Below are 21,743 nucleotides of genomic sequence, written 5' to 3' on the forward strand. Positions count from 1 at the left end.
GAGTAAACCAATGAACCTGGTGATTCACAAGTACGGCGGAACATCACTAGGTGACCCGACTAAGATCGCTCGCGCGGCGGAGCGCATAGCCGCCGCGGACGAGTCCGTGGTCGCCGTGGTCTCCGCGATGGGCAGGACCACGGACACCATGCTCGACCTGGCGCGCAACCTCACCGACACGCCACACGAGCGGGAACTGGACCTTCTGCTCAGTACCGGTGAACAGGCCGCCGCGGCCGCACTCGCCATGGCGCTGCACGAACGGGGCGTACCTGCCCGCTCGTTCAGCGCCCGCGACGGCGGCATCATCACCGATGGAGTGCACGGTTGCGCTCGTATCGTCAACGTTGATCCAGTGCGCATCCGCGAATGCCTCCAGAACGGCCTCGTCCCCGTGGTGACCGGTTTCCAGGGCATCGCCGCGGACAGCGGCGAGCTCACCACTCTGGACCGAGGCGGCTCCGACACCACCGCCGTCGCCCTGGCGGCGGCGTTACGGGCCGAGGCCTGCGAGATCTTCACCGATGTCGAGGGCGTGTTCACCGCCGATCCGCGACACGTCGCCGACGCCCGCAAACTGGACCACCTCTCCTACGAGGACATGGCCGAGCTGGCCGCCTGTGGCGCCACGGTGCTCGCCCATTCCAGCGTGGAGTACGCCAGCACCCATCGCGTTCCCCTCCACGTCCGGTCCAGCACGACCGAGACCGCCGGCACCTGGGTGACCTGCTTCCGCTCGGCCGCCCCCCTCGACGGCGAGCGATTCACCGCCGTCGGCGTCGCCCATCGGACCGGTCAGCTCGGCTGCCGGCTCGACGGAGTCGCCCCCACCGCCCTGACCGCGATCGCCGCCGCCCTGGCCGATCCGATGGCGCCCGTGGACATGCTCGACCACCAGAGCGCTGACACCGCTTGTTCGCTCCGGTTCATCGTGAACGCCACCGATCGGGACCAGATCGACGGGGTGCTGGCCGGCCTGTACGCGGCCAAGGCCTTCACCGGTCGCCACTGGTCCGGGCCCATGGCGAGAGTGTCGTTGGTGGGCCGCGGTTTCCGCACCCACCATCCCCAGGTGCGACTCCTGCTGGACACGCTCAAGACCCACGGCGTCACCGTGCGGGACGTGACCGTCCATGCCCGGCGAATCTCCATCACGTGCGCCGAGCACGACGTACTCCATGCCGTAACACACCTTCACCGCATATTTCTTGGCTCCGGCGCCCACCCGCGTAAAGGTCACCGCCCCGCGGAACCCCACGCTCCCGCATCGAGACCCCAGCGGGCAGAAGCGAAAGGACTGCGAAATGAAGGAAGCCTCGCCGGGCGCGACCGGAACGCTTGAGAGTACATTCCGGTCCCGGCAGTTCTGGCAGCTCACCGTCATCTGCGGCACCCAGTTCCTGGTCGCTCTTGACTATTCAATCATCAACGTCGCCGCCCCGAGCATTCGCGGGTCCATGGGCTTCTCCTCGGGGGGCGGCGTCGCCTGGGTTCTTTCCGCCTATCCACTCGCCTTCTGCGGTTTCCTTCTCCTCGGGGGCAGGATCGCCGATCTGTACGGAAGAAAGCGGGTGTTCATCTGGAGCCTGTTCGGTTTCCTGCTCGCTTCGCTCCTCGCGGGCCTTGCCTGGTCGCCGGCGACTCTCATCGCGGGCCGCGCCCTGCAGGGGGTCGCCGCCGCGTTCATCGCTCCGGCGGGTCTGGGGCTGCTCCAGGCGGCCATCCCGGAAGGATCGCCACGCGAACGTGCTCTCGGCATCTACGGGTCGGCACTGTCGGCGGGGTTCGTGTCCGGCATGGTGCTCGGAGGCGTGCTCACCGAGTATGTCGGCTGGAGGTCCGTCTTCCTGATCAACGTGCCTGTCGTTCTGGTCTTCGGCCTGCTCGCGAGGGCCCATCTCGATGAGAGCCGGGACAGGCACGCGTCCCGCCACCTCGACCTCGCCGGTGTCGCCTTGGCGACCATGGGCATGGTCGCGCTGGTGTTCGCCCTCACAGAAGGGGAGGAGTACGGCTGGTCGTCGGTTCCGATCCTGCTCTCCGCTGTGATCGCGGTGCCTGCCGTCGCCCTCTTCGGCTGGGTGGAGTCCCGGAAGGACAACGCCCTCGTGCCGATCTCCATCTTCCGCAGAGCCGCCATCGGCGCGGCCAATCTGGTCAACGTCCTGTTGATCTGCTCCTACGGTGGAATGCTGTTCATTCTCACCCTCTACCTGCAGACACATCTCGGTTTGGGGGCGCTTCCGACCGGCTTGACGTTCTCGCTCTCCGGCGCGATCGCGATCGTCACGGGGATCTATGCGGGCAAGCTCGTCGAGCGCTTCGGGCTCTATCGGGTTCTCCTTTCCGGGATCGTCATCGAGACGTTCGGCATCCTGATCATGGTGGGTCTGCCGGAGGAGCAGGGGCTCGCTCTCGTCTTGATCGGCACCTCCGTGAACGCCTTCGGCCACATCATCGCTCTGATCACGACGAGCATCGCCGGCACGAATGGCGCCGAGGAGGGGCGGCAGGCCACGGCCGGCGCTCTGATCAACGTCTCCCAGCAGCTCGGGCTGGCCGTGGGCGTGGGAGTAGTGACATCGGTGGCGGCTCACTTCGCCGCGGCCTCCGGTGGAGCCGCCGCCACCCTCGAGGGCTGGCGCTGGGCTCTTTGGTGCTCGGTCGTGTTCGCGGTCGGGGCGATCACCACGACGGTCCTTCTCCGGAAACGTTTCAAGGGAGAAGTCACGTAGCTCGAGCTGTGGCCGACCTGAGCGCTGGCCAAAGGCCGAGAAACCATTTACATTAGGTAAAATGGTTACTCTGGCCATCAAGGCCCAGGCGCCCTGGCAGGACGCCCATTTCATCGGCGGCCACCCGGTCCTGGACCTCACGAACACCGTCTTCGATCGGACACAGCCGGCGGAGGACGGCGAGCTGCTGAGAACGCCCTCCGACATTGTGACGTGGTGCGCGTCCGCGGGTCTGTTCGAGGAGATCCCGACTTTGGCGGCGGCGTCCGTGAGTGGTCTCGTGCCAGAGGTTCAGGCCGTTCGCGAACAGGCGTGGGCCGTGTTCAGCGCGATCGCCCATGGTGAACCGGTGCCGACCGCGCCTTTCGGTGCTCTTCTTGAGCGGGCCGGGAAAGGTGTGCGAGCCGACCGGGTTCAGCGGATCGGTGCCGCGCTCGACCGCCTCACCGTGGACTGGACCGCGCCGGGAGCGATTCCCGCGGCCCTGTCGTTGCTGGTGGTCCATGCGGTGTTCACTCTTCCGCCCGACCGGATCAGAGCATGCGGGAGATGCGGCTGGTTGTTCCTGGATTCCTCACGGGGCGGACGTCGCCGCTGGTGCAACATGAGTATTTGCGGAAATCGCGAGAAAGCGCGCCGTCACCGTCAGGGGCGAACGCACCGCTGATCGGCCGGGCGCTTTCTCGTCGGCCTTACTTACCGAGCTTCCGCCGCATGATCGGCCGATTCTCACGCGGGCGGGCCACCTCGGAGAATCCGGCGTCGAGGAAGGCGCTGGCTATTCCCGTCATGGCCGTGTCCGCGCCCGCGCGTTTCCCGGCGGCGGGCTCGATCGGATAGCCCTCGGCGGTGGGGTAACCGGCGGCGGCCGCGTACTCGCAGACGGCCTCGAGAAGGGTCGGCAGCATTCCGGAGCCACGATGCTTCTTGTGGACGAAGACGCACGCGATCGCGCAGACCGGCTCGTCATCGAGGCCGGAGAGGAGCGGCGAGCGTTCAAGTCTCGGGAACGAGGAACGTGGCCCGAGCGAGCACCATGCCACCGGCGTATCGCCCTGATAAACGATGACGCCGGGCGCCGGTGCACGCTGGGCGAGACGGCTCATGGCCTTCTTGTTCCCCTCGCCCTTCCCCTCCGTCCATTCCGCGATGGACAGCCGCCAGTGCATGCACCAGCACCCGCGGGCACCTCCGTTGTTTCCGAGAACCGCCTTGAAGTCGCTCCAGGTCTTCTCGGACAGCTCTTTGACCGTCAGGGACCCGGACGCTTTCCGCATGCTGCGAGCGTTCATCGCCGTACCGCCGATCTGGTTGGAAGGCTTGATGTGCTTGAGCTCTTCCCCGGACGGCTTGGATAATCACCCAACTAATAACCGTTATGAGGTTTTTATAGGTTACTGCAGGGCAGCATGACCGCGACTTGCCAAGCGACGACGACGGAGGGCCGTGACGTGGCCGAAGAAGACGTCCTGGACATGCTCGAAGCCGAGGCGATCCACGTGCTGCGCGAGGTCGCCGGCGCGTTTCGCCGGCCGGTGTTGCTGTACTCGATCGGCAAGGACTCCTCGGTGCTGCTGCATCTGGCGATCAAGGCGTTCGCGCCCGGCCGGATGCCGTTCCCCGTGCTGCACATCGACACCGGCTGGAAGTTCCGCGAGATGATCGCCTTCCGGGACGAGACGGCCAGGCGGCTGGGGCTCGACCTGCGGGTACACACCAACCCGGAGCGGGCGACGCCGTTCACCCACGGCGCGCACGAGTACACGCGGATCATGAAGACCGTCACACTGCGCCGAGCGCTCGATGACAGCGGGTTCGACGCGGCGATCGGCGGCGCTCGGCGCGACGAGGAGCGGTCGCGCGCCAAGGAAAGGATCTTTTCGCTGCGTGAGCCCGGCCATCGCTGGGAGCCGCGCTCGCAGCGTCCGGAGTTCTGGTGGCGGGCGAACACCGAACTGGCCGACGGCCAGTCGATGCGGGCGTTCCCGCTGTCGAACTGGACGGAGCTGGACGTCTGGCGCTACATCAGACGGGAGGGCATCCCGGTGGTACCGCTGTACTTCACCGCACCACGCCCGGTGGTCGAGCGCGACGGTTCGTTGATCATGGTGGACGACGAGCGTCTACCCCTGTCGCCCGACGAGCAGCCGCAGCGGCGCTGGGTACGGTTCCGCACGCTCGGCTGCTACCCGTTGACCGCGGCCATCGAGTCGAAGGCCGGGAACGTCGATGAGGTCATCGATGAGATGCGGCTCGACCGCAGGTCCGAACGCGCCGGCCGGCTCATCGACGGTGAAGGTGGCACATCCATGGAGAGCAAGAAGTCGGAGGGGTACTTCTGATGATTTCGATGCTTCGAGTGGTCGCGTGCGGCTCGGTCGACGACGGCAAGTCCACCCTGATCGGCCGGCTGGTCGCCGGCACCGGCGGCGCCACGGAGGATCAGCTCGATTATGCGCGGCGGACCAGGCGCGGCGGCTCCACGATTCCGGCCGGAGCGGTGGACTACTCGCTGCTGACCGACGGGTTGGAGGCAGAGCACGAGCAGGGCATCACCATCGACGTCGCCCACCGCTTCCTGGACCTGCCGTCCGGCCGCCGGGTGATCATCGCCGACGCCCCCGGACACGAGCAGTACACCCGCAACATGGCGGTCGCGGCGTCCACCGCGGACGTCGCCGTGTTACTCGTCGATGCCACCAAGGGGATTCGCGAGCAGACTCACCGGCACCTGACGATCTGCGCGCTGATGGGCGTGCGGGCCGTCCTCGCGGTGGTCAACAAGCTGGACGCGGTGGATTACGACCAGGCGGTGTTCGACAAGCTCGCGGGCGAGGTACTGGCGGCGGCGGCCGGCCTGGACATGGTGGCGGACGTGATCCCGGGCAGCGCGCTGAGCGGCGACAATGTCGCCGAACCAGCGCCGAACCTGCCCTGGTACGACGGGCCGACGCTGCTCGGCGCGCTGACGGCTTGGGAACCGGCCGGCCGGCCGGTCGCGACCGGACGATGCCGGCGAATACCGGCTGCCCGTCCAGTACGTGATCCGGGCGGACGACTTCCGCGGTTTCGCGGGCACGGTGGTCGGCGGCCCGGTCCGACCGGGGGACACCGTCGCGGTCGCCGGCAGCGGCGTCGTTTCGACGATCGATCGGCTACTCGGCCCCGGTGGCGGCACGTTCGACGAGGCCGGCCCCGGCACTCCGGTGACGGTGACGCTGGCCGACGACGTCGACGTACGACGCGGAGACCTGCTGACCACGCCGGGCGCCCTCGGCAACGGGCTCTCCCCGGCGAAGGCATACTCCGCCACGCTGGTCTGGACCTCCGAGGAGCCGCTGCGACATGGCCGCTCCTACCTGCTGCTGGCCGGGTCGCGGACCGTACCCGCTGTGGTCACGACGGTGCGCGGCCGGCTGGACGTGGTGTCCGGCAAGCAACTCGCCGCGCGTACTCTCGGCCTCAACGACATCGGCACGGTCGAGCTGACCACCGACACCCCGGTCTGTCTGGACCGCTACCAGGAGTGCCGGGACACGGGCAGCTTCCTGCTCGTGGACCGGGCCGGCAAGGAGACCGTGGCGGCGGGCATGGTCCGGCACGCGCTGCGGCGCGGCCGCAACGTCGTTCCGCACGCGTACACCGTCGACCGGGACGCGCGGCAACGGCTGAAGGGGCAGCAGGCCAAGGTGTTGTGGCTGACCGGCCTGCCGGGCGCCGGCAAGTCGACGATCGCCAACGCGCTGGAGCGCCGGCTGCACGCCATGGGACTGCACACCTACGTGCTCGACGGCGACAACGTCCGAAGCGGACTGAACAAGGACCTCGGTTTCACCCTGGGCGACCGCGCGGAGAACGTGCGTCGGGTCGCCGAGCTGACCCGCATCCTGCTGGACGCCGGCCTGATCGTGATCGTCGCGCTGGTCTCGCCGTTCCGGGCGGACCGCGCGGTGGCCAAGAGCCTGTTCCAGCCGGGCGACTTCGCCGAGGTCTGGGTGAACACCCCCGCCGAGGTGTGCGCGCATCGGGACCCGAAGGGCCTGTACGCCCAGGCGAAGGCCGGCACGCTGCCGAACATGACGGGGCTCGGCCAGGCCTACGAGCCGCCGGAGCATCCCGACATGGTGGTCGACGGCTCCGGTTCGCTCGATGACGTGACGGACGAGCTGTGTGCGCTGCTGCAGGGCTGAGGCCTTCTGGCCGGTCGAAGAGGAGGCCAGGCACACCAGGCGACCTTGACCCGATCGCGTGACCATTGACACCTCCCGTATTTAGTTTCTACTGTTTAGCAAATCGGGAGGTCATGTGAGGATGCGGCGCACGTTGGAGCTGGTCGAGGCTGAGGTCAGCGCGAGGAGCCGATGGCACTTCCTCGTCCTGCGACACGGCGATCGTGTCGCGGTCGGCGAGTGTTCGGACGCGGGGCACCCCGCACGGCTGCTCGAACAGGTGGCCGCCGTACGTCGCCGCCTCGCCGGCCGGGACCTGGTCGCCGACCGTCAGGAGGTTCTCGCCGACCTGGCGGACCAGGTGTCACAGTCGGACCCGGACGACAGGCTCGTCGTTGCCACGCTCATGGGCGGGCTCGAGCAGATGATGGTCGACCACGCCGCACAGGCGGCCGGCGAGCCGGTGTGGAAGTGGCTCGGCGGCTCGGCGCCCGACTCCATCCCGGTGTACGCGAACATCAACCGCATGCCGGGCGGCCGGTCTCCCGAGGACGTCGCCGCGATGGCCCGCCGCGCGGTCGCCGCGGGATTCACCTCGGTCAAGTGCGCGCCCTTCGACGTCAGCGTTCCGGGGGAGCCGCTGGCGGCCACGGGGATGGCCCGGCTCAGGGCGATCCGCGCCGCCATCGGCGACGAGGCCGAGCTGAAGGTCGACTGTCACGAGCGCCTCCCCGCCGAAGAGGTGCACCGGCTCCTCCCCGGTCTTGAGGACCTGGGGATCGCCTGGTTGGAGGACGCCGTCAGCATCGGTTCGGTGGCGGAGCTGCGTGCGCTTCGAGCGGCGACCACCCTTCCGCTCGCCGGCGGGGAGCTCATGTTCGAGCCCGAGGAGGCCCGCGCCGCGGTCACCGGCCGGCTGATCGACGTCCTCATGCCGGACGTCAAGCACGCCGGAGGCGTGGAACGCGTGCTGCGCATCGCCCGCACGGCTCCGGATCTGGCGATCTCCCCGCACAACCCCTCGGGGCCGGTCGCCACCGCGGCCAGCGCCCACGCGTTCGCCGCATGCTCCAACGCCACCGTGCTGGAGTACCAGTTCGGCGAGACATCATGGCGCTCCGAGCTCGTCAGCGGGCTCGAGCGCGTCGTGAACGGACGGCTCTACCTGAACGACCGTCCCGGCCTCGGAGTCACCCTCCAGCCGAACCATCCCAGTTGTCGAGTCCTGTGGTCCGCAAACATCTAGGACGGCCATCGATGCCCCAGCAGTTCATCCCTCGTCTCCGCGGCCGATCCAGTCTGACGATCACCGCACTCGTCGCCTGCGGCGCGCTCGCCCTCTCGGGCTGCCGGTCGGCGGTCAACACCGCGCCGGACGTCTCCGGGCCGCAGAAAGGCGGCGTCCTGAACATCGTGCAGAGCGCCGACATCGCGCCCGCGACCTTCCTGTCCCAGAACAACCCGAACTTCAGCGTCATACGGTCGGTCTTCAACATGCTCACCGCCTACGACCATCGCTCCCTCCAACCCCAGCCCGAGCTGGCCACGAGCTGGAAGATCACGCCGGACAAGAAGACCGTGACGCTGAAACTGCGGGACGGCGTCACCTTCCACTCCGGCCGCCCGTTCACCGCCGACGACGTCATCTTCACCCTCGAAGCCATGACGCGCCAGGACGTGCCGTCGCAGCTCAAGCACGTGGCCGCCGCCATCACCGAGATGAAGGCCGACGACGCGCACACCGTGACGCTCCGGCTGGCACAGCCCGTGTCCAACCTGTTCGACCTGTTCGAGGTGATGCCGATCGTCGACAAGGACACCTTCGACGACCTCCTCGCCGGGAAGAAGTTCGTCGGCACCGGACCGTTCCAGGTCGAGAAGTACACGCCCGGATCCGGTGCCGATCTCAAGAGGTACGCCGGTTACTGGCAGCAGGGCCGCCCGTACCTGGACGGCGTGCACATCAGTGTGCAGAGCCAGTCGCAGTCGATGCTCGCCTCGCTGCGCTCGGGGCAGACCCAGCTCGCCCTCGACCTGGCGCCCCTGGACACCGCCGCGATCAAGAACGATCCCGCGTTCGAGGTCATCGCCTCCGACGCGAACGACGCGACGTACTACGTGGGCTCGAACGTCAAGATCGCCCCACTCGACGACCGTGAGGTCCGGCAGGGCATCGCCTGGGCGATCGACCGGAACCGCATACTCAAGCAGGCTCTCGGCGACATCGGACGGACCGGTTCCCTGCCGTGGTCATCGTCCTCACCAGCCTTCGACCAGGGGAAGGCCGGTACCTACGCGCAGGACCTCGCCAAGGCAAAGCAGCTCATCGACCGGGCCGGGGCCACCGGCAAGACGGTCCAGGTCGCCTTCAACTCCGGGTTCGCGACGAACAAGGCCATCGCCGAGATCGTCCAGTTCGACCTGAAGGCGGCCGGCCTGCGAGCACAGCTCGTACCGCTTCAGGCGCCCGACTTCTTCGCCAAACTCGGCAGCGGCGACATGCCCGGCCTGTTCGTCAACGTGCACGGCTTCGGCCAGCTCAGCCCCGCGACCCTCGTCAAGGGCGCCTTCCCGTTCAACGCCGACAAGAACGCCTCCAGCTTCGACTCCGACGAGTACCGCGCCATCGCGAAACAGCTCTGGACGCCGGCGGACGACGCCGCCGCCAAGGCCGCCTACACGCGGATCAACGACTTCCTGCTCGACCAGCAGTTCGTCAGCGACCTCGTCGTCAGCGCGCACACCTTCACCATCTCCACGAAGCTCAAGGGCCTGCGGTACACCATGTACGACTACCTCGACCTCGACGACGCCTACCTGACGAAGTGATGCCGACCGATGATCAGATACGCACTGAGGCGTGTCCCATCCGCTCTCCTCGTGCTGGTCGTGGCATCGGTGCTCGTCTTCGCCGTCCCCCGGCTCGCGTCGGGCGACGCCGCGGACGTCCTGGCGGGCCCCGACTCCACGGCCGCCACCCGGGAAGCGGTCCGGCACGACCTCGGCCTCGACCAGAGCCCCTTCCTCCAATACGCGCAGTGGGCCCGGGGCCTGCTGACCGGCGACCTCGGCACCTCCTACATCCGCAAGGAACCGGCGTCACACGCGATCGGCGCCGCGCTCGGCCAGACGGTCACCCTGACCGTGGCCGCGCTGATCCTGGCCGTCGTGCTCGGCGGCCTCGCGGGCGTGGTGCTCGGCACCGGCCGGCGCCGGCTCGTCACCCGACCGGTCGGCGCGCTGGTCTCCCTGGCGTTCGCGCTCCCGCCGTACGTCAGCGGCGTCCTGCTGGTGCTGCTGTTCGCCGTCACGATCCGGCTGCTACCGGCGACCGGGTACATGCCGCTGTCGCAGAGCCCCGACCTCGCGGTGCAGTACCTCCTCATGCCGGCGCTGTGCCTCGCGCTGCCCACCGCGGCCACGCTCGCCCGCTTCCTGGCCGCCTCCGTACGGCAGGTGAACGACGAGGACTACATCCGTACCGGCGTGGCCAAGGGCCTGACCTCCTCTCGCCTGGTCCGCGCGCACGTCGTCCCGAACGCCCTGCCGCCGGTGCTCACCGTGCTGGGCATCCAGATCGGGCAGCTGCTCGGCGGCGCCATCGTGGTGGAGGCCATCTTCGCCTGGCACGGCATCGGCGACCTGCTGGTCAACTCGGTGCTGGACCGTGACTACGTCCTGGTCCAGGACCTCCTCCTGTTCGCTGTCGCGGTGTTCGTGGTCGTGCAGACCCTCACCGACCTCGTTCACGCGGCGATCGACCCCCGCATCCGGCTGGAGGCCTGATGACCGCCATGTCCACCGCGGCTCCCACGGCGGCTACAGTCGCCTCCCGGCCGCAGCGTTCCCGCTGGTCGCGGGCCCTGAGATTCCCCGAGACCGGCGCGGGGCTCGCCATCGTCGCCGTCCTGTTCGTGCTCGGCGCATTCGCTCCCTGGATCGCGCCGTACGGCTTCGACGCGCAGAGCAGTGACAGCTTCGCCGGGGTCAGCGCCTCGCACCTGCTCGGCACCGACGAGTTCGGCCGCGACGTGTTCACCCGGGTGCTGTTCGGCATCCGGCAGGACGTCGTGGTGGCCGGCCTCGCCGTACCGATCGGCGGGTCGCTGGGCGTCGCCCTCGGTCTGCTGTGCGGATCGCACCGGATCGTGGACGCCATCGTGCAGCGGATCTTCGACGTGCAGCTCGCCTTCACCGCTCTCGTCCTCGGCGTCGCGGTGTCGGCCACCGCCGTCGGCCCCGGGATGACGGCCATCGTCGTCACCTGCGTCGTCGTCAACGTCCCGCTCTTCGGGCGGCTCACCCGGTCGGCGGTCCAGGCGCAACGTTCGCGCGACTACGTGGTCGCGGCCGAGGTCGTGGGCGCGAGCCGCGGCCGTGTCCTGCTGCGCCACATCCTGCCCAACGCGCTGGACACGCTCATCGTGCAGGCCGCCCTCAGCCTGTCGACGGCGGTGTTCATCGAGGGCGCGATGAGCTTCGTGGGCATCGGCATCCGCCCGCCGTCCCCGTCGCTGGGTTCGCTGCTGCGGACCAGCGTCAACTTCCTCGACCAGAATCCCTGGTACGCGCTGGGCCCCATCATCGTCGTCACCGCTCTGGTGCTGGGCTTCAACCTCATCGCGGACGGACTGAACAGAGGACTGCTACGCCGATGATCTCGACTCCACAACCCGTAACCGGCGCGGGCTCCCTGCTCGGGGAGGGCCCGATCTGGGACGAGGACGCGTACCGGCTGCTCTGGGTCGATATCTGGGGCGGCCTGTTGCACGCCACCTCCCCCGAGGGCGAGACCACCTCCACCGACCTGGGCGCGCCCTTGTCCTCGGTGGTGCTCAGCACGCGGGGCACGCGCGTCGTCACCGCCGGGCTCTGCGTGCTCGAGTTGACCGGCGAGGGTGCTCGCCACCTCGCCGACATCCCGGAAGACCCGTGCATGCGGGCGAACGACGCGGCCGTCGACCCGGCCGGACGCCTCTGGATCGGGACCATGACGATGCCCCACCGCCCCACCCGCCCCGGCGGTCTGTGGCGGCTCGACCCCGGGAGCCACGTCCCGGTCCGGATCCTGGACGACGTCCGGCTCGCGAACGGACTCGCCTGGAGCCCGTCCGGCGACACCCTCTACTTCGTCGACTCCCTGCGCCAGGAGGTGAACGCCTACGCGTTCGACCCGGCCGAGGGTTCGATCGGCGCGCTGCCCACCCGCTTCCCGATGAGCTGCGCGTTCGGCGGCCCTGACCTGCGAGAACTTTTCATCACCACGGGATCGCGGCCCGTCGCGCCGGACGAGAGACCGGGGGAGATCTCCCGGGGCGCCGGTGCGCTCTTCCGGTTCGGCACCGGCGTACGCGGCCTGCCGGCCTCCCGGATGGAGCTCTGACATGCCGACCGTGAACGTCGTCACTGGCGCGGCCCGTGGCATCGGACGTGCCATAGCGATGCATTTGCGCGCTTTGGGCGGTCACGTCGTGGCCGTCGACATCGACGAAGCCGTCGCCGGACCCGACGACGGCCGGTCGTGGCGCGCGGTCGTCGGCGATGTCACCGACCCGGCCGTCCAGGACGTGTGCCTGGCCGCGGCGCAGTCTCTGCCCGGCGACCTCGGTGTGCTCGTGAACTGCGCGTTCACCGAGGAAAGGGCCCCCCTGCTCGACGGGACCACGACGGGATGGGACCGCACGCTCGCCGTGTCGGTGGGGGCCCCGGTCGAGCTGAGCCGCAGGTTCGTGACGGCTCTGGACTCACGGCCGGGAGCGATCGTCAACGTCGTGTCCGTGCACGCCTTCCGCGCGGCACCCGAGTTCGGTGCCTACGCCGCCGCGAAGGCGGCACTGACCGCCTTCACCCGGACCGCCGCGGTGGAGTGGGGCCCGCTCGGCGTCCGGGTCAACGCGGTCGCCCCCGGATTCATCGCCGTGGAGCGCAACGCCCACATCTCCCGCGATCCCGCCCGTCTCGCCGCGGCCATCGGCGGGGCAGCGCTGCGACGCCCCGGCCGCCCCGAGGAGGTCGCCCGATGTGTGGCCTTCCTCGCCGGTCCCGACGCCTCGTACGTCACCGGAGCCGTCCTCGCCGTGGACGGAGGCGTCCTCGCACGACTCCCGGAAGGAGATCGGCCATGAGCCAGTCAGTCCTCCAGGTCCGTGACCTCGTCACGCGCTTCGACTCCGAGCGCGGACAGGTACGGGCGGTGAACGGCGTCTCCTTCGACGTCCGCGCCGGTGAGACGCTCGCCATCGTCGGCGAGTCCGGATCGGGCAAGTCGGTGACCGCCATGTCCCTGCTCCGGATGGTGCGTCCACCCGGCCGGATCGAGTCGGGGGAGATCCGCTTCCAGGGCCGCGACCTGCTGACCTTGGACGAGAAGGAGATGCGCGAGGTCCGCGGCGGCGGCATCAGCATGATCTTCCAGGACCCGATGTCCTCGCTGAACCCGGTGATGAAGATCCGCACCCAACTCGTCGAGGCGATGCTCAGCCACGGCAAGTTCACCGGATCGCAGGCGCGCGGGCGCGCGGCCGACCTGATGGGACGGGTCGGCATCCCGGACGCCGACGCCCGCCTCGCCGACTACCCGCACGCCTTCTCCGGCGGGATGCGGCAACGCGTCATGATCGCCATGGCCCTGGCCAACGACCCCGAGGTCGTCATCGCCGACGAACCCACCACGGCCCTGGACGTGACCATCCAGGCGCAGATCCTCGACCTCCTCGCCGAGCTCAACCGCGACCTCGGGACCGCGATCGTCCTGATCACGCACAACCTCGGTGTGGTCGCCCGATCGTGCCGGCGCGTCGCGGTGATGTACGGCGGGCACATCGTCGAGGAGGCGCCGGTGGACGAGCTCTTCACCGCCCCCCGCCACCCCTACACCCGAGCCCTGCTGGCCGCGACCCCACGCCTGGCCGCTTCCCGCCGGCTGCCGCTCGTGCCGATCGAGGGCCGCCCGCCGGACCTGGTCGCGCCGATACCCGGTTGCCCGTACGCGCCACGTTGCGACGTGGCGGAGGAACGCTGCCACGAAGAGCACCCGCCGACCTACTCCGACGAGCGCGCGGGCCGGGACTGGAGGTGCTGGGTCGCCGGACCGGACGGCGGGCTGCCGCCGGCCGCCGAGCCTGACGCGCCCGCGTCGCGGGAGCACCCGGCAGGGCCTGAGACTCCGCTGCTCGAGGTCGACGCGCTGGTGAAGACCTTCCCGGTCAAGCGGCGCACCTCGCCGTTGCGCCGGACCACGCGGTACGTCAGCGCCGTCGACGGCGTCAGCCTGTCGATCGCGCCCGGCGAGACGGTGGGGCTGGTCGGCGAGTCCGGCTGCGGCAAGTCGAGCGTGGCCAAGGCGCTCCTCGGCATCCACCCGGCCACCTCGGGCACCATCCGGTTCGACGGCCGGGACGTCGGAGTCCTGCGGGGCGCCGACCTCGCCTGGTATCGCAGCCAGACGCAACTGGTGTTCCAGGACCCCATGTCCTCGCTGAACCCCCGCCTCACGGTCGGCGACGCCGTACGAGAACCCCTTCTCGTCCACGGCCTCGCCAAGGGGGAGCGGGCGCGGCACCGCGTCGCGGAGCTGCTGGAACTCGTGGGTCTCGACCCGGCGGTGGCCGCCCGCTATCCGCACGAGTTCTCCGGCGGCCAGCGACAGCGCATCGTCATCGCGCGCGCTCTCGCGGTCGATCCCCGGCTGCTCGTCTGCGACGAAGCGGTGTCGGCTCTCGACGTCTCCCTGCAGGCACAGATCATCAACCTCCTTCAGGATCTGCAGCGGCGGCTCGGCCTGTCCTACCTGTTCATCGGGCACGATCTGGCGACCGTCCGCTACATCTCGCACCGCATCATGGTCATGTACCTCGGACAGATCGTGGAGTCCGGCCCGTCCGAGGAGATCACCGCCAACCCCCAGCACCCGTACACCGCCAGCCTGCTGTCCGCCGTGCCGGAGCCGGATCCCGCCCGCGAGCGGCAGCGGGAACGCATCGTGCTCGGCGGTGACGTGCCCAGCCCGATCGACCCGCCCCCGGCGTGCCGTTTCCACAGCCGCTGCCCGATCGGGCCGCTGACCAACCCCGGCCGCACCGTCTGCGCCACCGAGCGGCCGCCCCTCCGGGAGGTCGCCCCGGGCCAGTACGCCGCCTGCCACTTCCCCGGCGAACTACGCCGAAGCGGCCTCGACAGCGCGGCCCGGTGAGCGGGCTCGTGAGCGGGCTCGAGAGCCTGCGCCGCAGGAACACGGCGCAGGTCGCCCGGGCACTCCTCCATCACGGCGCCTGTGGCCGCGCCGAGATCGCCCGCATGACCGGACTCAGCGCCACCAGCCTCACCAAGATCACTGCGTACATGATCCGGATGCGCATGATCCGCGAGCTGTCCGTCGTCACGGGAGGAGAGACCGGCCGCCCACGGGTACCGGTCGCGCTCGACACCTCTCACTACCGCTTCATCGGCCTGCACATCGGACTGCGACGGACCACCGGCGGCCTGCTCGATCTCGCGGGCGACGTCGTCGTGGAGCATGCCGTCACGCACCGCCGGCCGACCCGCTCCGGCATTCTCGCCGAGGCACGGGACCTGCGCGCCGAACTGCAGGCGGCCGCCGGGGGAGCCGACCGGGTGCTCGGTACCGGCATCGTGACGGGTGGACGCGTCGACCCGGCCCGGGGGGTCGTCGTCGAGCATCCGCTGCTGGGCTGGAGAGACGTGCCGCTCGTGACGGAGGTAGGGCCGGCCGGTCATCCCGTCCTGGTGGACAGCAGCGTTCGTGGCCTGGCCCTGGCCGAGACCTACCTCGGTGCCGCGCGCGACACGGGTTCGTCGGTCTTCCTGTTCATCGGCAACATCGTCGGCGCCGGGCTCATGATCGACGGCCGGCTGAGGAACGGCCGGGACGCCGCGGCCGGCACCATCGACCATCTGCCGCTCGGCGCCGACGAGTCCGGCGAACGGTGCCGCTGCGGCCGTCACGACTGCCTCGCGACGCTGGCCAGTGACGTCGCCGTCCTGGCCAAGGCGCGCAGCGCCGGTCTGGTACAGCCACACGCCTCGTTCGAGTCACTGGTCAAGAAGTCACGCTCCGGCGATCCGGCGGCGGCCGGCCTCCTCCGGACCCGCGCCGAACTGGCCGGAGTGACCGCGGCCACGCTCCTCGACCTGCTCGACCCCGACCTCCTCGTGCTGGGCGGCGGCCTGCTCCAGACGCCGGAGCACCTTGGCGCCCTGCGCTCCGCCGCCGCTCGCCGGCTCACCCGTCCGGACGCCGCGGACCGCATCGTGCCGACCGGTCTGGGCGAGGGCTCCCTCGTACGTGGATCGGCCAGTCTCGTCCTGCACGCCTTCTTCACCGACCCGGTCGGCATGCTGCCGGCTCAGCCGGCCGGAGTGGCGAGCGACGGCTATGGCCGGGCGAGAGGATCCGCGTAGAAGGCATCGAGCACCGGGGTCGCCGCGCCCTGGACGAGCCCCGACGGCCCGATGAGGACCGCGGGCTGGATCGGGGTCGGCTCGCGCCCGCCGACCACCCGCCCGCGGGCCGCCGACACGACCTGCTCGAACCGCTCGGCGGACGAGACGACCTCCCCGCCGCCGATGATCGCGAGGTCCGGGTCGTGCACGTCGATCAGCGCGGCCACGGTCGTGCCGACGCGCGTGGCCCTGCGTTCGAGCATCCGGCGCGCCGTGCGCTCCCCGGAGATCTTGACGAGGTCGTCGATGGTCGTGCCGTCCGGCAGCAGCCCGCGCCGCTGCGCGTCGAGCGTGAGCGCGGCGTCGCTGGCCACCGCCCACAAGCAGTCATGGCGCCCGCACATGCACGGGACGGCGGACCGGGAACCGGAGCTGACGTGGTCGATGAGCCCGGCCGCGTCGTGCTGTCCGCGCGCGATGTCCCCGTGCACCACGTGCGCGCACCCGATGACGTTGCCGACGAAGACGTAGAGAACGTTCCGCGCGCCCTCGGCCGCCGCGAGCCGGGCCTCGGCCAGTGCCAGCGCCCGAACGGTGGACTCGACGCGTGGCAGGGGAAGGCCGTCGACCCGGAGCCCCTCGGAGAAGGCCACGTCGTGCCAGCCCAGTCCCTCGAAGGCGCGGACGGCGCCGGACTCGGGCGGCACCCAGCCGCCCGTGCAGGCGCCGTAGCCCACCACGTCCTCATGTCGTACGCCGGACTGCTCGATCAGCTCGCCCACCAGGCGGGTGGCGGCCGACAGCACGGTCCGGGGCGCGGCGCCGCCGTGCTTGCGGGACCGTAGCGCGACCACCTGGCCGGCCAGGTCGACGAGCCCGGCGGTGACCCTCTGCAGCCCGACGTGCACGCCCACGAACCGATGGCGGTCCAGATCGAGGGTGAGAGGCCGGCGTGGCCGGCCCCGCCCCCGCGCCTGCGTCGACGCCGGCTCGGTCTGCGGAGCCTCAGTGACGTACTCGGCGCGCTCCAGCTCGATGATGATCTTGGTGATGGCGGCGGCGCTGAGCCCCACGCCGGCCGCGATCTCCGAGCGTGACACCGCGCCGCGGGCCCGAATCTCGGACAGGACCGCGGCGGCGTTACCGCGCCGAAGACTGTCGAGCTGCTGGCCCAGCTGGCGGCCCTCCACCGGCGTTCGCGTCGTCACGAGGCTCCTTCCCGCACCGGCCGGACCCGTTGATCCTATGTGTGTCCGGAACCCCGGAAGGCGCAGGTCCGGGCGAGCTCAGGAACCGCAGGCACGCCCCTGCCCGGTGAACCGCAGCAGCGTCACGCTGTGCGGCTCGAACTCGTGGCTCAGGACGCCCTGGTCGGCTTTCTCCCGCGACACGCGCACGCTGATGTCGCGCGGATGATCGGGGGCGTTGTACGACTCGACCGAAGCGCCGTTCACCGTCGACACGCTCACCGTGCCGGTGACGCCTTTGCCGGGCAGTGCGACGTCGGCCGGCACGGTGTGCTCGGCGTCGCGGTTGACGACCATGGTGCGGATGACGCCGCCGTTGCACGTGGACACCACGCGCAGTGCGGCGTACGTGCCCGCCGGCGCCGTAAGGGCCGGGTTGCCGGTGACGGCGCTCTTGACGACGTGACCGCCGGCCATCGTGGCGTACAACCCCAGCATGTGGGCCCGGCCCGTCATGAGGAAGTCCGGCGGGCTGCCGAACAGATTGGCCGGGTCCGGCGACCCGTCGTCCTGAGGCAGGTCGGCGGTGTTGGAGTTGATCGACACCCGGACGTCGTTCTCCAACTGGCCGGCGACCTGCGCGGCCAGGTACAGGACGTGAGCGAGCCGTGCCTCGTAGGCGGGCGCGGGCGTGTTGAGCGTCCCGTACTCGGTGACGAGCAGGTCCGGCCGGGTGGCGGCGTCAGGGAAGTGACGCGCCATCCGGTCGCGCAGGTCACTCAGGTCGGCGTCCCGCCGCGCGGCCGCGACCTGCAGATTGCCGTAGCGCGTGAGCGTGCCGTCCGCCAGGGGCGTGCTGTAGGAGTGCGTGCCCAGGCAGTCGTACGGGCGCGAGCCCATCGCCTCGACGAACTCCGGGCGGCCCCAGCCGGAGCAGACCTCGATCGAGGGATCGACCGCCTTCATCGCCTTGCGGAAAGCGACATAGCCCTGGTGGATGCCGCTGGTGTACTCGATCGACAGGGATGCCCCCGCGGGCGGAACGGCTCCGTGGGTTCCGTCCCCGAACCGGACGATCCCGTCGGCCTTGCCGACGGTGTAGACGTGCGCGTCAGACGCCTGCCCGGCGAGACTCGCGACCCGCTGCCAGGGGCTGCCCGCGACACGGAGCACAGGCTCGGCGATCGGCCCGTCGCCGACGCCGGCGGCACCCTCGTCGTCACCGGGCAGCGCGATGGGAGCGAACCTGACCCGGTACTCCTGGTTCGGCTCACCCGTGCCCTGGCGGCGAGTCGCCAGGTCGCAGCCGCGGAACAGGCCGTCATTGTCCTGGTAGGAGGCGTCCTTCGCGGTCTGCCGCTGCCAGCCGCCCTCGATGAACTGCTGGAGGCGGGCCGTCGCCTCACCCGACCACCAGTAGTGCTGGCCGACGAGGTACGGCTCGTTCCCGAACTCCCAGTAGCGGATGCCGTAGGGCTTGGGGTGGCCGTTGCGCGCGCGTACGTCGCCCCAGTTCACGCCGCCGTTCGGATTCGTCCCCTTGCCGTCGGCGGGAGCGTTCATGTACTCGACGAAATCGGCGGCGTCGGCGGCGGACTGGTTGATCGCCGACACCATCATCATCGTCTCACCGCCGATGGAGCGGACGTACTTCTCGTTCTCATCGGGACCGAACCGGCTGTCGGTCGAAGCGAAGCGGCCGTTCGCGAAGCCGCCCGACGTCTGGCACTTCCGCTGGTCCTGCGGGCCGATCGCCCGCCTGAAGTCGAAGAGGTTGGCGACCGTGCCACCGGGATAGCGGAGCATGTCCAGGCCCGCCTGTTCACTCAGCCGGACGATCCCGTCGGCCGCCCGCCCGGCGGCGGAGTTCCAGATCCCTTTGCCGTCGTCGGGCCACCGCTGGTTGGCGCCGACGATCGCCGCGGGAACCTCCCCGACCGGGCGGCCGTCCGTCGTCACGTAGCGCTCCTGGGAGACGGTGATCCTCGTCGCCGCCGTACCCGTCCTTTCCGAGTGCGCTTGAGCCGGGGACGACGGAAGCCCGGCCACACCGGCCAAGGCGATGAGCACGGCCGCGGCCGGCAGGCGCACCGATCGATGCGGTCGCCCCCGAGGACTGTCTTCGAGATTCCCGAACATGTGTTCCTCTCTTGCCGCCTCCGTTGCGTGGAGGCGGATCAGCCGACGCCGGCCGGCGCCGATGGGTCGACTTTAGAGAATTTATTCAATAGTGTGAAGTAAATAGCGATGCCTGGTGGTGACCTGACCCGTGAACCGCACCCGAACCGGCGCCTTGGCCGCCGGCCTGCTCGCCGCGTCCCTGACCGGCGTCCCGGCCAAGGCCGCGACACCGCCGAACATCGTCCTCGTCGTCGCCGACGACCTCGGCTACGACCAGACCTCGCTGTACGGCCGCTCCGGCGCGATCGCCACGCCCAACCTGGAAGCGATGGGCGACGACGGAGTGCGCGTGAGCCAGGGCTACGTGGCCTCCCCGGTCTGCAGCCCGTCCCGCAGCGCGCTGCTGACCGGACTGGAGCCCGCTCGCGTCGGCGCGGACAGCAACCAGCTGACCCGGTCCCGCCCCGAACGCATGCCGACCGACACGATCATGAAACAGCTACCGGCGGCTTACACGTCGGCGGCCATCGGCAAGTGGGACCTCGCCGGAGCGCAACCCTTCGACGCCAAGCACCTGCCGGCCGCCATGGGCTTCGACGTCTTCTACGGATTCTTCGGCGGCATGCACGACTACTGCCCCGGCACCGAACTCAGGCAGTACGACCCCGGCACCCAGACGTACGCCAACCGGTCGAGCGCCCGCTATCTGACGCAGGAGTTCACCGACCACGCCGTCGACTACATCGGCGACCACGCGGCGAACCCGTTCTTCCTGTACCTGGCCTACAACGCGCCGCACACGCCGCTGGAGACGCCCACATCGTGTGCCGGCGGGGCCCAGCAGTCCGACGAGGAGCGCTTCGCCGAGATGGTCCGCACCATGGACGACGGCATCGGCCGGGTCCGCCAGGCCCTGGAGGACAACGGCGTCGCGGACAACACGCTGCTCGTGTTCCTGTCGGACAACGGCCAGCAGTCCGACTACTTCACCGGACCGACCCGCGGCGGCAAGTACAGCCTCTTCGAGGGTGGCATCAAGGTGCCCTTCGCCCTCACCTGGCCCGCCGCTCTCCCGTCCGGCACCACCTACACCGGGCCGGTCAGCAGCCTCGACCTCCGCCCCACGATCCTCGCCGCCGCGGGCAGCGCGGCTTCCGCACCGCCCGGCGCCTCGGGTGTGGACCTGGCCCCGTATCTCACCGGCGGGCGGACCGGACCGCCCCATTCCCAGCTGAGCTGGCGCTATGTCGTCGACAAAGCAGAAGAGGGACACCAGGGCACCGTCATCGCGGCCCAGAGGTCAGGCGACCTCAAGTGGATCAGCAGCACCACGCCCGCCACTGCCCCTGTCACCACCGACTATCTCTTCGACCTCGCGGCCAACCCCGGCGAGGACGACGACGGAAATCTATGGCCCGACCCGGTGACGAGCGGCCCGATCGTGGCCGCGCACAACGCCTGGAACGCCGCGAACCGAGTCACGGAGAGCTTCGAGAACCCGCGCTCGGCAACGGACATCCGGGCGAACAAGCCCGACGGGTACATCGAGGCCGGCGGGACCTGGACCGTGGTCGACACCGGCTCGGGGGACAAGTCATACCGCGGCGCATCAACCGGTACGGCCGGCAGAAGCATGCTGGAGCTGAGCCACTTCGACGACGTGAAAGCCTCCTCCACCGTGCGGCTGCAGGACCCGGGGCAAGCCGGGGTGATCGTACGTGGCAGCGGAGCCGGGCAGAGCTTCAACGGGTACACGGCCTCGATCGCCATCCCGCAGAACGGCAGCGCGTGCGCCGGACCGGCCCCCCAACCGGGCGGCGGCAGCGCGCGGCTGGTCCTGTCCAAGGTCGCCGACGGGGCCGGGACACAGGTCGCCTGCAAGGACCTCCCGCTGACGACCGGCACGGACCACACCATCGTCGTCCGCGCCATGGGCCCGAGCATCTCGGTCGACCTGGACGGCACTCGGCAGCTCGCGTGGTCGGACACCGCCGCATCCGCGTTCTCGGGCGGACGCGTCGGGCTACGCGTGGCCGGAACGTCGCAGGCGCAGCCCACCCGCGCTCTGTTCGGGACGTTGAACGCGGTGGCCTGCTCCGGGAGCTGCCCCTGATGCCGTCGGTTGAATT

General features: G+C 70.0%; 17 protein-coding genes and 1 pseudogene. 15 read left to right on the forward strand and 3 right to left on the reverse strand.

Annotated features, from left to right (window positions below):
• Window positions 1-10 precede the first annotated feature (10 nt).
• From KME78_RS24890 to KME78_RS24900, 3 genes are all read left to right on the forward strand, one after another.
• A complete protein-coding gene (locus tag KME78_RS24890; protein WP_219531708.1) occupies window positions 11-1,342 on the forward strand; it encodes an aspartate kinase in 1,332 nt (443 codons plus the stop codon).
• Window positions 1,305-2,735 carry an MFS transporter gene (locus KME78_RS24895; RefSeq protein ID WP_219531710.1) on the forward strand — a complete coding sequence of 477 codons (1,431 nt, stop codon included), beginning with the start codon at window positions 1,305-1,307 and terminating at the stop codon, window positions 2,733-2,735. Before KME78_RS24890 ends, KME78_RS24895 begins: the two co-directional genes overlap by 38 nt.
• A 61-nt stretch (window positions 2,736-2,796) precedes the next feature.
• Complete coding sequence (locus KME78_RS24900; RefSeq protein WP_219531712.1) at window positions 2,797-3,402, forward strand: CGNR zinc finger domain-containing protein; 606 nt, start codon at window positions 2,797-2,799, stop codon at window positions 3,400-3,402.
• Between the two features lie 25 nt (window positions 3,403-3,427).
• Here KME78_RS24900 and KME78_RS24905 read toward each other — a convergent pair whose 3' ends face one another.
• Window positions 3,428-4,012 carry a GNAT family N-acetyltransferase gene (locus tag KME78_RS24905; protein WP_219531714.1) on the reverse strand — a complete coding sequence of 195 codons (585 nt, stop codon included), beginning with the start codon at window positions 4,010-4,012 and terminating at the stop codon, window positions 3,428-3,430.
• Window positions 4,013-4,144: 132 nt separating this feature from the next.
• Here KME78_RS24905 and cysD point away from each other — a divergent pair, with 132 nt between their 5' ends.
• The 11 genes and pseudogenes from cysD (at window position 4,145) to KME78_RS24960 (ending at window position 16,324) form a co-directional block, all read left to right on the forward strand.
• Complete coding sequence (gene cysD, locus KME78_RS24910; protein ID WP_219531715.1) at window positions 4,145-5,077, forward strand: sulfate adenylyltransferase subunit CysD; 933 nt, start codon at window positions 4,145-4,147, stop codon at window positions 5,075-5,077.
• An 8-nt stretch (window positions 5,078-5,085) separates the two neighbouring features.
• Window positions 5,086-5,688, forward strand: a pseudogene (locus tag KME78_RS68045) (GTP-binding protein); the annotation flags it as partial.
• Window positions 5,689-5,776: 88 nt separating this feature from the next.
• A complete protein-coding gene (gene cysC, locus KME78_RS67280) occupies window positions 5,777-6,925 on the forward strand; it encodes an adenylyl-sulfate kinase (RefSeq protein ID WP_219531716.1) in 1,149 nt (382 codons plus the stop codon).
• Window positions 6,926-7,046: 121 nt separating this feature from the next.
• Complete coding sequence (locus KME78_RS24925) at window positions 7,047-8,150, forward strand: enolase C-terminal domain-like protein (protein ID WP_219531717.1); 1,104 nt, start codon at window positions 7,047-7,049, stop codon at window positions 8,148-8,150.
• A gap of 11 nt (window positions 8,151-8,161) precedes the next feature.
• Window positions 8,162-9,733: an ABC transporter substrate-binding protein gene (locus KME78_RS24930; RefSeq protein ID WP_219531719.1), complete on the forward strand. Its 1,572-nt coding sequence runs from the start codon at window positions 8,162-8,164 to the stop codon at window positions 9,731-9,733.
• A gap of 9 nt (window positions 9,734-9,742) precedes the next feature.
• Window positions 9,743-10,690 carry an ABC transporter permease gene (locus KME78_RS24935; RefSeq protein WP_219531723.1) on the forward strand — a complete coding sequence of 316 codons (948 nt, stop codon included), beginning with the start codon at window positions 9,743-9,745 and terminating at the stop codon, window positions 10,688-10,690.
• Window positions 10,690-11,562 carry an ABC transporter permease gene (locus tag KME78_RS24940; protein ID WP_219531725.1) on the forward strand — a complete coding sequence of 291 codons (873 nt, stop codon included), beginning with the start codon at window positions 10,690-10,692 and terminating at the stop codon, window positions 11,560-11,562. The genes KME78_RS24935 and KME78_RS24940 overlap by 1 nt, the downstream gene beginning before the upstream one ends.
• Window positions 11,559-12,287 (forward strand): SMP-30/gluconolactonase/LRE family protein, encoded by a 729-nt coding sequence (locus KME78_RS24945; RefSeq protein ID WP_219531727.1) that lies wholly within the window; start codon window positions 11,559-11,561, stop codon window positions 12,285-12,287. Before KME78_RS24940 ends, KME78_RS24945 begins: the two co-directional genes overlap by 4 nt.
• A 1-nt stretch (window position 12,288) precedes the next feature.
• Entirely contained in the window at window positions 12,289-13,029 is a 741-nt protein-coding gene (locus KME78_RS24950) for an SDR family NAD(P)-dependent oxidoreductase (protein ID WP_219531729.1), read from the forward strand.
• Window positions 13,026-15,095, forward strand: coding sequence for an ABC transporter ATP-binding protein (locus KME78_RS24955; protein WP_219531731.1), 2,070 nt, complete (start codon window positions 13,026-13,028; stop codon window positions 15,093-15,095). Before KME78_RS24950 ends, KME78_RS24955 begins: the two co-directional genes overlap by 4 nt.
• 8 nt (window positions 15,096-15,103) lie before the next feature.
• Window positions 15,104-16,324: an ROK family protein gene (locus tag KME78_RS24960; RefSeq protein WP_219531733.1), complete on the forward strand. Its 1,221-nt coding sequence runs from the start codon at window positions 15,104-15,106 to the stop codon at window positions 16,322-16,324.
• Here the strand turns inward: KME78_RS24960 and KME78_RS24965 are convergent.
• Window positions 16,297-17,514: an ROK family transcriptional regulator gene (locus KME78_RS24965; protein ID WP_219531735.1), complete on the reverse strand. Its 1,218-nt coding sequence runs from the start codon at window positions 17,512-17,514 to the stop codon at window positions 16,297-16,299. The genes KME78_RS24960 and KME78_RS24965 overlap by 28 nt on opposite strands.
• Window positions 17,515-17,592: 78 nt before the next feature.
• Entirely contained in the window at window positions 17,593-19,584 is a 1,992-nt protein-coding gene (locus KME78_RS24970) for an alpha-L-arabinofuranosidase family protein (RefSeq protein ID WP_219531736.1), read from the reverse strand.
• A gap of 178 nt (window positions 19,585-19,762) precedes the next feature.
• Between KME78_RS24970 and KME78_RS24975 the strand changes: the two genes are divergently transcribed.
• Complete coding sequence (locus tag KME78_RS24975) at window positions 19,763-21,727, forward strand: sulfatase-like hydrolase/transferase (RefSeq protein WP_219531737.1); 1,965 nt, start codon at window positions 19,763-19,765, stop codon at window positions 21,725-21,727.
• Window positions 21,728-21,743 lie beyond the last annotated feature (16 nt).

The organism is Nonomuraea guangzhouensis (assembly GCF_019396345.1).
Lineage (GTDB): Bacteria > Actinomycetota > Actinomycetes > Streptosporangiales > Streptosporangiaceae > Nonomuraea > Nonomuraea guangzhouensis.